The 11,834-nt window shown below is 71.1% G+C and carries 14 protein-coding genes; 1 reads left to right on the forward strand and 13 read right to left on the reverse strand.

Annotated features, from left to right (window positions below; genetic code table 11):
• Window positions 1–444: 444 nt before the first annotated feature.
• Window positions 445–621 (reverse strand): hypothetical protein, encoded by a 177-nt coding sequence (locus A7A76_RS13275; protein WP_206411629.1) that lies wholly within the window; start codon window positions 619–621, stop codon window positions 445–447.
• 144 nt (window positions 622–765) lie between these two features.
• Here A7A76_RS13275 and A7A76_RS13280 point away from each other — a divergent pair, with 144 nt between their 5' ends.
• Window positions 766–993: a hypothetical protein gene (locus tag A7A76_RS13280; protein WP_206411630.1), complete on the forward strand. Its 228-nt coding sequence runs from the start codon at window positions 766–768 to the stop codon at window positions 991–993.
• Window positions 994–1,034: 41 nt separating this feature from the next.
• Here the strand turns inward: A7A76_RS13280 and A7A76_RS13285 are convergent, their stop codons facing one another.
• From A7A76_RS13285 to A7A76_RS13335, 12 genes are all read right to left on the reverse strand, one after another.
• Window positions 1,035–1,517, reverse strand: coding sequence for a YfbM family protein (locus A7A76_RS13285; RefSeq protein ID WP_206411631.1), 483 nt, complete (start codon window positions 1,515–1,517; stop codon window positions 1,035–1,037).
• Window positions 1,518–1,637: 120 nt separating this feature from the next.
• Complete coding sequence (locus A7A76_RS13290; RefSeq protein ID WP_343225334.1) at window positions 1,638–2,135, reverse strand: L,D-transpeptidase family protein; 498 nt, start codon at window positions 2,133–2,135, stop codon at window positions 1,638–1,640.
• Window positions 2,132–3,775, reverse strand: coding sequence for an acyl-CoA dehydrogenase family protein (locus A7A76_RS13295; protein WP_206411632.1), 1,644 nt, complete (start codon window positions 3,773–3,775; stop codon window positions 2,132–2,134). The genes A7A76_RS13290 and A7A76_RS13295 overlap by 4 nt, the downstream gene beginning before the upstream one ends.
• 305 nt (window positions 3,776–4,080) lie before the next feature.
• Window positions 4,081–4,287 carry a cold-shock protein gene (locus tag A7A76_RS13300; protein WP_057947005.1) on the reverse strand — a complete coding sequence of 69 codons (207 nt, stop codon included), beginning with the start codon at window positions 4,285–4,287 and terminating at the stop codon, window positions 4,081–4,083.
• Between the two features lie 245 nt (window positions 4,288–4,532).
• Complete coding sequence (locus A7A76_RS13305; protein WP_206411633.1) at window positions 4,533–5,291, reverse strand: S-methyl-5'-thioinosine phosphorylase; 759 nt, start codon at window positions 5,289–5,291, stop codon at window positions 4,533–4,535.
• A 76-nt stretch (window positions 5,292–5,367) separates the two neighbouring features.
• Window positions 5,368–5,919: a hypoxanthine-guanine phosphoribosyltransferase gene (locus A7A76_RS13310; RefSeq protein WP_206411634.1), complete on the reverse strand. Its 552-nt coding sequence runs from the start codon at window positions 5,917–5,919 to the stop codon at window positions 5,368–5,370.
• The gene (gene nagZ / locus A7A76_RS13315) at window positions 5,919–6,914 is read right to left on the reverse strand and encodes a beta-N-acetylhexosaminidase (RefSeq protein WP_206411635.1); all 996 of its coding nucleotides are present in this window, start codon (window positions 6,912–6,914) and stop codon (window positions 5,919–5,921) included. Before nagZ ends, A7A76_RS13310 begins: the two co-directional genes overlap by 1 nt.
• A gap of 21 nt (window positions 6,915–6,935) precedes the next feature.
• Window positions 6,936–7,121, reverse strand: coding sequence for a DUF6053 domain-containing protein (locus A7A76_RS26600; protein WP_428995144.1), 186 nt, complete (start codon window positions 7,119–7,121; stop codon window positions 6,936–6,938).
• Window positions 7,122–7,146: 25 nt separating this feature from the next.
• Window positions 7,147–7,659, reverse strand: a complete 513-nt coding sequence (locus A7A76_RS13320; RefSeq protein WP_206411636.1) for a CYTH domain-containing protein — start codon at window positions 7,657–7,659, stop codon at window positions 7,147–7,149.
• Window positions 7,660–7,843: 184 nt separating this feature from the next.
• Window positions 7,844–9,193, reverse strand: coding sequence for a 23S rRNA (uracil(1939)-C(5))-methyltransferase RlmD (gene rlmD / locus A7A76_RS13325; protein ID WP_206411637.1), 1,350 nt, complete (start codon window positions 9,191–9,193; stop codon window positions 7,844–7,846).
• A 156-nt stretch (window positions 9,194–9,349) separates the two neighbouring features.
• The gene (locus tag A7A76_RS13330) at window positions 9,350–9,985 is read right to left on the reverse strand and encodes a DUF1318 domain-containing protein (RefSeq protein WP_206411638.1); all 636 of its coding nucleotides are present in this window, start codon (window positions 9,983–9,985) and stop codon (window positions 9,350–9,352) included.
• A gap of 117 nt (window positions 9,986–10,102) precedes the next feature.
• The coding region (locus A7A76_RS13335) for a hypothetical protein (RefSeq protein ID WP_206411639.1) at window positions 10,103–11,834 on the reverse strand (1,732 nt) is incomplete at its 5' end.

Raw genomic sequence — 11,834 nt, forward strand, 5'->3', positions numbered from 1 at the left:
TGACTCTGAAGCCTCTGGATCCCCGCGTTCGCGGGGATGACGGCTTGGAGTGGCGCGGAGAAAATCGCTCGCGACGAAATCCACCTATCGTCATGCCCGCGTAGGCGGGCATCCAGGGTTTCATCGCGACATGACGCTGAAGTCTCTGGATCTCCGCCTTCGCGGGGATGGCGGCTTGGAGCGGCGCGGAGAAAATCGCTCGCGACGAAACCCATCTATCGTCATGCCCGCGAACGCGGGCATCCAGGGCTTCATTGCGGCATGACTCTGAAGTCTCTGGATCCCCGCCTTCGCGGGGACGACGGCTTGGAGTGGCGCGGAGAAAATCGCTCGCGACGAAACCCACCTATCGTCATGCCCGCGAACGCGGGCATCCAGGGCTTCATCGCGACATGACCCTGAAACCCGGAGCCGAAGTCTCGCGCCACGCCCACGCATTGCGAGCTAGGCCGGCCGCTGCGCCTGCATCCACATCCACAACAGCAACCCGCCCAGCGCCAGCAGGCCGGCGCCGCGGCCGAGCCACAGCAAGGCCAGAGAAAAATCCGAACCGTGCGCCGGCGGCGGTATCGCCGCCAGGGCCAGCAGGGCCAAAGCCTGGGATTTACGCGAACCACGCATGGCGGGCCTCCCGTGGCAGCGCGGGTGCCGCCTCACCCGACCTTACACCCGTTCGCGGCAGGCTGAAGCCCCAGTCCGCGGCTCGCGACCGGCGGTAGCGCCGCAGCCGCTGCCGCACGCATTCAGGCGAACGCAAACCTGTCCATGACGCCTTATCGCAACCTCAGCGGCCGCTCCGGCGTGCGCGCCTACCGGGCCGAGCTCGACGCGATCTCGGTGGAATTCGTCGACGGCTCGGTCTATCGCTACACCCGCGCCAGCGCCGGCGCAGCGGCGCTGGCGCGCATGCTCGAACTCGCGCGCGCCGGGCGCGGCCTGAGCACCTACATCAGCCGCCACGTGGGCGAGGGCTACGCCGAACGGCTGCGTTGAGGGGCGCATCCGCCCGGCCGTGCCGGGCCGCAGCCCGGCGCTCAGCCGATCGTGGCGAACACATCGTCCCCGCGCTGCGCCGCCGCGGCATAGAACCCGCTCAACTGCGCGTAGTAATCCAACACGTAGTCGCGCGCATCGTCGCCGTCGCGCAGCCAGATCACGTCGGGATAGATCTGCGCCTCGGCCAGCGCCTGCGCGTCGTAGCGGCGCGCGAATTCGGCCGGCGGCAACGCCGCCAGCGCTTGCGCGACCTCGCGCACCTGCTCGGCCGGCAAATGACGCCAGCCGGCTTCGTCCTCGCCGACCGGGGTGCCGCCGAGCACCGCCCAGGCCCAAGGCGCTTCGCCGGCCCAGGCCGAGCCGGTCAGCACGAAATGGATCGCGTGCCAGGCCTTGTCGAGATACGCATCGCTCGCCGCTTGCGCGTCTTCGCGTTCGTACAGCTCCGCTTCGACGCGGTCGGCGCGCTCCAGCAGCGCGGCGGCGCGCGCCGGGTCCATCGCGGTAGCGCTCCAGGTCATGCCCATAGCCAACGGCTCCGATCTCGGATCGATCGCGCGAGTGTGCACCGCGCGCATCTCAAGCGTCGATACGAATCGATGCGACCGCCGGCCTGGAGCGCGGTCCGGGCTGCGCGCGCTTCAGGGATCGATGCGGATCGGCGTGCCGGTCGGGACCAGGCTCCAGACTTCTTCGATCTGGCTGTCGGTCAGGGCGATGCAGCCGTCGGTCCAGTCGCGCGCGTAGCCGCGCGGCGTGCCGCCGTGGATCATGATGTCGCCGCCCGGATCGACGCCGCGCGCCTGCGCCTGCCTGCGGTCGGCCGCGTTCGGATACGACACCCGCAGCGACAGATGGAAGCGGCTGTTGGGATTGCGCCCGCTGATGCGGTAATCGCCTTCGGGCGTGCGCTCGTCGCCCTGCTGGCGCTTGTGCCCGGCCGGCGCGTCGCCGAGCAGGATCGGATAGGTGCGGATCAGCTTGCCGTCGCGGTACAGGCGCATGCGCCGCTCGGATTTGTCGACCTGGATGCGGTCGGCCTGCTGCGCCTTCGCCGCCATCGCCGGCGGCGTGCGCGCGGACGCGGGCGCCAGGCCGAGCGCCAGCAGCGCGAGCGCCCACGCGAGGCGCGCGCTCACGCCGGCACGCCGCGTTGGGCGATGGCGACGAAATCCAGGTCGTCCGGCAAGGTGCCCAAGCCCAGGCCTTGTTCGCCGCCCAGGCGGCTGCGGCAGAACGCGGCCGCGAGCGGGCTGCCGGCGCGCAGCAGCAGCGCGCCCTGCAACGCCAGCGCCAGGCGCTCGACCCACAGCCGCATCTGCGCTTCCGGCAGCGCCGCGCCGCCGGCGAGCGCACGCGCAAGCGCATCGGCGCAAGCATCGAACGCGCCGTCGAGCCCGCGCGCGGCGTCGAGCTCGGCCAGCAGCGCCTGCCCCGCCTCGGGCTCGCGCGCCAGCGCGCGCAGCACGTCCAGGCACTGGATGTTGCCGCTGCCTTCCCAGATCGAATTCAGCGGCGCCTGGCGGTAGATCCGCGGCAGCAGCGATTCCTCGACATAACCGGCGCCGCCGAGGCATTCCTGCGCCTCGTTGACGAACGCCGGCGCGCGCTTGCAGATCCAGTACTTGCCGATCGCCGTGGCGATGCGCGCGAACGCCGCCTCGCGCGGATCGCGCGGCGCGCGGTCGATGGCGCCGGCCACGCGCAGCGCCAGCGCGGTGGCGGCTTCCGATTCCAGCGCCAGGTCGGCCAGCACGTTGCGCATCAGCGCGTGCTCGGCCAGCGGCTTGCCGAACGCGCGGCGGTGGCGCGCGTGGTGCAGCGCCTGGCTCAGGGCCATGCGCATTTCGCCGGCCGAGCCGAGCATGCAGTCGAGCCGGGTCAGCATCACCATCTCGATGATGGTCGCCACCCCGCGCCCTTCCTCGCCGACGCGCTGCGCCCAGGCGTTGTGGAACTCGACTTCCGACGAGGCGTTGGACCAGTCGCCGAGCTTGTCCTTGAGCCGCATCAGCCGCAGCGCGTTCTTGCCGCCGTGCGGATGCCAGCGCGGCAGCAGGAAGCAGGTCAGGCCGCCCGGCGCCTGCGCCAGCACCAGGAAGCCGTCGGACATCGGCGCGGAGAAGAACCACTTGTGGCCGACGAGCTCGTATTCGTCGCTGCCGATGGGCGTGGCGACGGTGCGGTTGGCGCGCACGTCCGAGCCGCCCTGCTTCTCGGTCATGCCCATGCCCAGGGTCAGGCCGGGCTTGTCGGCGGCGGCGACGTCGCGGCCGTCGTAGTGCGGCGCGGCGGCCTTGCGCATCCATTCGCCCAGCGCCGGCGCGTGGCGCAGCACCGGCGCGCTGGCGTGGGTCATGGTCAGCGGGCAGCTGGTGCCCGGCTCGGATTGATGGTGCAGATAGCTCAGCGCCGCGCGCGCCACGTGCGCGCCGGGCACCGGCTCGTGCCAGGACAGGCCGGCGACGCCGTGCTCGATCGCCGCGCCCATGATCGCGTGGTAGTGCGGATGGAACTCGACCTTGTCGATGCGGTGGCCGAACGCGTCGTGGCTGCGCAGGCGCGGCTTGTCGCGGTGCGCGTCCAGGCTCAGCGCCAGCAGGCCGTCGCCGGCGAAGGCGCCGTAGCGCTGCAGGCGCGCGGCGAAGGCGCCGCCGCCTTCGCGTTCGACCGCTTCGCGCAGCGCGGCGTCGTCGGCCCACAGGTCGCGCGGCGCGAACGGCGGCGGCTGGTTGTCGACCGTGTGGGTGGCGAACGGCGGCGGGGCGGGCGTGTCCATGAATGCGGCTCTCCTGCGGGTGCGTATCCGCTGCGATCCGCCCGATTCTAGACCCGCCGGATTAGAGCGGCGCGTCCATACGCGCATCACAACCGCGGCCGGCGCGCGCCGCCGCGACGCGCGCGCCGCGACGCGGATGCGCACAGCGAGCCGTTACCGGCGCCCTGCCCGCGCCGCGCGCAAAGAAAAAGGCCCCGCCGAAGCGAGGCCTTGGAAACTGTCCGGCGGATCGGTCCGTCAGGAGCGGTCCGCGTTGGAACGGTAGGGCGATACGCCGAAACCCGCGCGGCGGGCAATGCGAACGATCAAGCCTGCGGAGTGACTTCCGAGGCCTGCGCGCCCTTCGGGCCCTGGGTCAGCTGGTAGCTGACGCGCTGGCCTTCCTGCAGGCTGCGGAAGCCCTTGGCGTTGATCGCGGAGAAGTGCACGAATACATCCGCGCTGCCATCTTCGGGAGAAATGAAACCGAAGCCCTTGGCGTCGTTGAACCACTTCACGGTGCCGTACTGCATATCCTTATTGACCTCATGCTGGATGCGTTGACGTGCGTCGCCGCCGCGTGGCGTTTGACGCACCGACGAGTATGCAAACTGTGCCAATAGATGACAACGGCTCAACGTGACGGCATCGGACACGTAGAACGATCCAATTTCCGGCCACGTCGGCGAAGCGGCCTCGCGTTTATGCGACCGCGGTCACTTGGCGTGGCGGTCGCTCAGTGCGGCCGTAGCTCAATGCGACGGCTCAGTGCGGCAGCTCAATACGATTCCAGCAACGCCGCGAGCAAGGCCGGCAAACCCGCCGAGGCGGCGGCGACGTTGTCGAGCACGTCCTGCAAGGTGATGACCTCGTCCGGATCGGGGCCGGCGCCGGCCGCCCAGTTGGCGACGATCGCCAGGCAGGCGTAGTCCAGGCCGAGTTCGCGCGCGAGCCCGGCTTCGGGCATGCCGGTCATGCCGACCAGGTCGCAGCCGTCGCGGCGCATGCGCGCGATTTCGGCGCGGGTTTCCAGGCGCGGCCCCTGGGTCGCGCCGTAGCAGCCGCCGTCGACCAGCGCCACGCCGGCGCGCTGCGCCGCCGCCAGCACCGCCGCGCGCAGGCTGCGCGTGTAGGGTTCGCCGAAATCCACGTGCAGCACTTCGGTGCCGGGCTCTTCGCACAGCGTGGAGATGCGGCCCCAGGTGTAGTCGATCAGTTGGTCCGGGCAGCCGAGCACGCGCGGGCCGAACCGTTCGGTGATGCCGCCGACCGTATTGAGCGCGAGCACGCGGCCGGCGCCGACGGCCTGCAGCGCGGCCAGGTTGGCGCGGTAGTTGATCTGGTGCGGCGGCAGCGAATGGCCTTCGCCGTGGCGCGCCAGGAATGCGACGCGACGGCCGCCGAGGGTGCCGACCCGGATCGGGCCGGACGGCGCGCCGTAGCGGGTGACCGGCTGGTGCGATTCGACGTCCTGCAGTTCGGCGATGCGGTACAGGCCGGTGCCGCCGATGACGGCGAGATCGATGGGCTGGGGCATGGGGGCGAAGGCGGGAATGGGGAATGGGAACTGCGGCGGGCGCGGCGGCTTGGGGCGTTTCGCGCAGCTGAAGCGTTCAGCGCAGCGCGTAGATCGCCGGCAGGTTGCGGCCTTGTTCGTGGAAGTCCATGCCGTAACCGAACACGTAGCGGTCGGGCACTTCCACGCCGACGTAATCGGCGCGCAGGCCTTCCACGCAGCGGTCGTGCGCCTTGACCGCGAGCGCGGCGATGCGCACCTCGGCCGCGCCCTGCTCCAGGCACCAGGCGCGGATCGCGTGCAGGGTGTGGCCTTCGTCGACGATGTCGTCGGCCAGCAGCACCCGGCGCCCGCGCAGCGGCGTGGCCGGGCGGTGCTTCCACACCAGGTCGGCGCCGGTGGTGGCGCCGCGGTAGCGGGTGGCGTGCAGGTAGTCGAACTCCAGGTCCAGTCCGCGCTCGCCGAGCTCCATCGCCAGTTGCGCCGCGAACGGCAGGCCGCCGTGCATGACGGTGAGATAGACCGGACGCGCGCCGGCGTAGTCGTTGCGGATGCGCACGGCCATGCGCGCGATCTCGCGCTCCAGGGTGCGGCGGTCGAAGATCAGGTCGGCGTTTTCCAGCGCCTGGGCCAGGTCGTTGTCGCTCATCAAGCCAGTCCTTCCAAACGGGTGCGGGTGTCGGCGTAGCGGGCATCGGCGATCAGGCCGTCCCAGCCCATCGCGCCGCGGCCGATCAGGCCCAGCAGCGCGGCGGTGTTGAGCGGCCGGCCGGCGACCGCTTGCAGCGACTCTTCTACCAACTGCGGATGACAGACCAGCACCACGTCGCAGCCGGCGTCCAGGTGCGCGTCGATGCGCGCGCGCACGCCGCCGACGGAGAACGCCGCGGCCATGCCGATGTCGTCGCTGAAGACCACGCCGCGGAAGCCCATCTGCTGGCGCAGGATGTCCTCGATCCACAGCCGCGAGTAGCCGGCCGGCTCCGGCGCCACCGCCGGATACGACACGTGCGCCATCATCACCGCGTCGGCCTTGGCCTCGATGCCGGCGACGAACGGGATCAGGTCGGTGCGGCGCAGTTCGTCGAGGCTGCGCGGATCGGCGGCCTGGTCGAAATGGGTGTCGGCCAGCACCGAGCCGTGGCCGGGGAAATGCTTGAGCGTGGCGGCCATGCCGCGCGCGTGCATGCCGCGGATGTAGGCGCGGGTGAACTCGGCCACGACCTGCGGATCGGCGTCGAAGGCGCGGTTGCCGATGGCGAGGTTGCCGCGGCCCAGGTCGACCACCGGGGCGAAGCTCAGGTCGACGCCGCTGGCCTGCACTTCGCCGGCCATCAGCTGGGCGTGCTCCTCGGCCAGCGCCAGCGCGGCCTGAGGGTCGCGGGCGTAGAGCTTGCCCAGCGTCTGCAGCGGCGGCAGCGCGCTGTAGCCCTCGCGGAAGCGCTGCACGCGGCCGCCTTCCTGGTCCACGCAGATCAGCTGCGGGCGCGGCGCGGCTTCGCGGATCGCCTGCGAGAGCTCGGCGACCTGGGCGCGGGAGGCGAAGTTGCGGGCGAACAGGATCACGCCGGCGCAGGCGTCGTGCTGCAGCCAGTCGCGTTCCTGCGCGGTGAGTTCGGTACCGGCGACGCCGATCACGAGCATGCGGGGACTCCTGGAGGAGGATTACGGCGCGGTGCGCGTCGGGCGCATTGTCGCGCAGATGGGGCGGCGGGGCATCCCGGGGATGGCGGGTGCCAGGAGGGCTGTTGTGGGAGGGACTTCAGTCCCGATGCTCTTGTGCCGGGTCGCCGCGACCGGAGCGGAAAGCGTCGGGACTGAAGTCCCTCCCACAACAGCGGTCCCTTCCACAACGGCCGCCGCCCCGGGGACCGGCTCAGTCTTCGCCGGCGCGCTCGGCCGGGCTCCACTGCGCGAACGGCCGGGTCGACAGCGCCAGGTTGTAGTAGCGCGCCGAATCGGTCACCTCGCGCCCGGCCCAGGCCGGACGCTCGAACGCCGTATCGGCGCTCGGCAACTCGATCTCGGCCACCACCAGCCCGGCGTTGTCGCCGAAGAACTCGTCGACTTCCCACACGAAGCCGGCGTGCTCGACATAGTGCCGCCGCTTGTCGACCAGCCCGCCCACGCACAGCGCCAGCAACGCGCGCGCATCCTCCACCGGAATCGGATAGTCGAACTCCTGGCGGGTGTGGCCGAGCTCGCGCGACTTGAGGTTGAGGAAGGCCTCATCGCCGGCGATGCGCACGCGCACCGAAGCCTTCATCGCGCCGCGGTCCATCGCGGCCAGGTCGTTGAGATAGCCCTGCGCCATCGGCGCGACCTGGTGCGCGGCCTCGCGCCAGGCGTCGCCGACGACGAGGAATTTGCGTTCGATTTCGATGCCCACGGGAATTCCAAATAGTAAAAACAACGCCGAATCCAACGTCCGCACGCAGCCGCCGCAACCATCGCCCGCGCCGCTGCCGCTGTGCGATGCAAACCATCGCCCCACGTCCCAACACCGTCATTCCGGCGAAAGCCGGAATGACGGCGCGCAGAGGGTGCTGCAAGTGCCCCCGACCCCGAACGCCTCAGCGCTCGAACATCGCGATCGACTCCACATGCCCGGTATGCGGGAACATGTCCATCACCCCCGCCGCGCGCAGCTTCCAGCCCTTCTCGCGCACCAGATAGCCCGCATCGCGCGCCAGCGAAGCCGGATGGCAGCTCACGTAGACGATGCGCTTGAACTGCTTGAGCGGCAGCTGGGTCAGCACGAAATCGGCGCCCGAGCGCGGCGGATCCAGCAGCAGGCGGTCGAAGCCTTCGCGCATCCACGGCTCGCCGCGCAGATCCTTGCCGAGGTCCGCGGCGTAGAACTGCGCGTTGGCCAGGCCGTTGTGCTCGGCGTTCTCGCGCGCGCGCCGGACCAGTCCGGCCTCGCCTTCCACGCCGACCACTTCGCGCACGCGCCGCGCCAACGGCAGGGTGAAATTGCCCAGGCCGGCGAACAGGTCGAGCACGCGGTCCTCGGGCTGCGGCTCCAGCAGGTCCAGCGCGTGCTGGATCATGCGGCCGTTGAGCGCGGCGTTGACCTGGATGAAGTCCAACGGCCGGAACTTGAGCTGCAGATCCCAATCCGGCAGCGAGAACTGCAGCTGCGGATCGGCCGGCCACAGCGGATGCACCGTGTCCACGCCGCCGGGCTGCAGGAAGATCGCGAACTCGTGCTCGCGGCCGAACGCGACCAGTTTGTCGCGATCGCCGTCCGACAGCGGCGCCAGATGGCGGAAGGTCAGCGCGATGCCGCTGTGGTCGCTCATGCGGTCGCCGCCGATGAACTCCACCTGCGGAATCTCGCGGCGACCGTCCATGCCGTCGATCAGCGCGGCCAGCGCGGACACCTTGTCGCCGATCGCCGGGATCACCGTTTCGCAGCGCGAGATGTCGGCGACGAAGCGCGGATCGTTCTCGCGGAAACCGACCAGGGTCTTGTCCTTCTTCTCGACCCGGCGCACCGAGAACCGGCCCTTGCGCCGGTAGCCCCAGGCCGAATCGGTCAGCGCCGGCAGCACCCGCTCGGGCATGACGTGGCCGATGCGCTCGAAGTTCTCCATCAGCACGCGCTGCTTGGCCAGGATCTGCTTGTCCTCGGCCAGATGCTGCAGCGCGCAGCCGCCGCACACGCCGAAATGCGCGCAGCGCGGCTCGACGCGGTCGGGCGAGGCCTGCAGCACCTGCACGGCGATGGCCTCGTCGAAGCTGCGCGAACGCGCGGTCTGCCGGGCCATGACCCGCTCGCCCGGCAGCGCGCCGGCGACGAACACCGCCTTGCCGGCGCTGTCGGGAGCCTTGGGATCGGGACGGCGGCCGACGCCGCGGCCATCGTGGGTGAAATCGGAAATGGCGATTTCGAAGGGAGTCTGATCGATGCGGGCCACAGCGGCTGGCGGGTTTTACGGCCGGCTATTGTCGCATGTTCGGCCATCCCGGGCCGGGGCCGGAAAACCTGAACGCCTGCGCGCCCAGGCCCCTGCGCACAAACGACAAAGCCCGCCGATGGCGGGCCTTGCGCTTCGACGGGTGGCGATCGCCGGTTACTTCTGCTTCCAGGCCCCGCCGGCGTCCTGGTACCACCAGCCGCCCTTGGCGCTTTCGATCCACTGGCGCGAGAACACCTGGCGGATCTGGCCTTCCCACTCCGGGTGGTTGTTGGCCACGGCGATTTCCTTGTAGACCGCGTTGGAATCGCGGTTCTGGTCGGCCACCGCCTGGTTGACGCCGACCCGGTCGGACAGCGGGATCTTGGCCGCGTCGCGCACGCTGACCGTGCCGTTGCTGGCGAAGCCGAGCGCGCCGGAGTCGAACTGGGCGCGCAGTTGCGAATCGAAGCGCTGGGCCATGCGCGACTGGATCGCCTGGATCGCCGGGGTCTTGATCGAGATGTCCGGCGACTGCGCGCGGGCGCTGCCGATGCCGGCCACCGACCACCAGTCGATGCGGCTGGCCAGTTGCCCCCACTGCAGCGACGGACGCTGCAGCGAAGCGCTGCCGCCGGGCTTGCCGCCGTCGGCGGGCTTGGCCTCGGGCTGCGCCGCCGGCGTGTCGCCGATGACCTTCTCGACGAACTCCTTGGCGGCTTCCTTGGCCTCGGCGGCCGGGAAGTAGACGTTGATGGTCACGCAGGCCGTCAACATCACGGCGGCGACCGGTACTCCCATCCAACGGCGCATGTGCGGGTCCTTCTGGTTGTGCGCGTCCGGCGCGGCGGGCCGCGGGTCCGTCCGCGGCAGTGAACGAATGCGGGCCATTGAACCACGGCGCCGTTGAACCGCAAGGCTACGCCGGCGTCATTGCACCACCGGCTTGAGTTCGCCCTTGCTGACTGCCTCCATGCGTTCCAGCAGCGTCGGCCAGTCGACCCGGTGGTTGTAGCCGACCACGTCCAGGTGCGGCACGCCGGCGCCGCTGACGATGACGAAGCCGGGCTTGCCGTCGGGCCCGGGCTTGGCCGCGCCGAGCCCGCCCATCTGGCAGACCTCGTCGGCGAGCTTGCAGGAAATGCCCAGGCGGGCGTAACCGAAGTCGTCGAAGAAGCCGATCAGCCGGTCCTGCAGGCTGCCGACGAAGGACGAATCGCCGACGCTGGACAGGTCCTGCACCGCGCGCTGGCTGATGCGCTGGCGCACGCCGCGGGTCTTTTCGGTGTGCAGTTCGGCGTCGAACGCGGTCGGCTGCCAGTCGACCAGGCGCAGGCGGTCGATGCGGCCGTACAGACGCCCGGTGATGCTGCCGAAGCCGAACACGCCGGTCAGCGATTCCAGGTCGATGTTGCGCAGCGCCAGGTCCGAGCTCAGCGTCGGCGCGACCCCGAGCGGCCGCTCCATCGCCAGCGACGACACCTCCACGGTGCCGCCGAACAACTGCATGGCCAGGCCGCCGTCGAGTTCCAGGCGCTCGTCGGCGTAATGCGCCTGCGGAATGCGGCCGCTGAGTTCGCCGGTGAAGGCCGGCCAGTCCAGCGCCTTGGACAATTGCGCGACGTCGAGCTTGTCCAGGTTCAGGCCGAAGCGCAGGTCCAGCCCCTTGCCACCGGCCGGCGGGCGCAGACGCAGATTGTCGGCGCCGACGCGGCCGCCGAGCATCGGGAACGAGATCGCGCGCTGCAGCCGGAATTCGCCGTGGTCGCTGGAGAACGGCAGGCGGGTGGCGCCGAACTCCAGCCCGTACAGCGCGCCGCTGCGCCAGCTCAGTTCGCTCTCGCGCGGCGCGGCGTCGGAGTAGGCCAACGTGCCGTCGAGCCCTTCGAAACGGAACCGGCCCTGCGCGTCGCGCAGGCGCACCTCGCGCAGGCGCGCGCTGGCCTGCGAGAGGTCGCCGCCGCGCAGGCTCAGCTGCGCGTCGAGGCCGCCGGCGAGCTCCAGTTGCGCCAGCCCGGCCAGGCCGAGGAAACCGCTCAGATAGCGCTCGCGCAGCGGCGCCAGGTCGGGGCTGTCGAGCTGCAGGTCGAGCGCTTCGAGGCTGGCGTCGCTGCGCAGCGCGGCGCTGCCGCCCGCGCTCAGCGCGCCCGGGTCGCGCCAGGCGATGCGCGGCAGCCGCCAGCCCTGGCCGGGCGCGCTTTCGGCCTGCACGTCCAGCTCCACCGGCTTGCCGTGCAGGGCGATGTAGGCGTTGCCGAACAGCAGCTCGCCGTCGCGCAGGCGCCCGCCCAGGCGCACCCGGGTGAGCGCGCCGAGCTCGCTGTCCACGCGCAGGTCGGCGGCGAGCTTTTCCCCGGCGATCAGCCCGTCGGGCGTGTCGAAGCCGGCGCCGGCCAGGCGCAGGTCGCCGGCGATGCGCAGCGGCGCGCGGGCCGGCGCTGCGATGTCGAGGCGGCCGTCGAGGATGCCGCTCTTGATCCGGCCCTCGCTCCAGGCCTGCGCCGCCAGCGCCTGGGTCCAGGCCAGCGGCACCCGGACCAGGTCGATCCGGGTCAGGTCGGGCGTGGCCGCGGCGCGCTGCAGCGAGACCGCGCTGGCGCCGCGGCTCAGGCGCGCGTCGGTGCTGGCCACGCCGAGGTCCAGCGCCAGCGTCAGCGGCGCG

The sequence above is a fragment of the Lysobacter enzymogenes genome (assembly GCF_017168095.1).
GTDB classification, from domain to species: Bacteria; Pseudomonadota; Gammaproteobacteria; order Xanthomonadales; family Xanthomonadaceae; genus Lysobacter; species Lysobacter enzymogenes_D.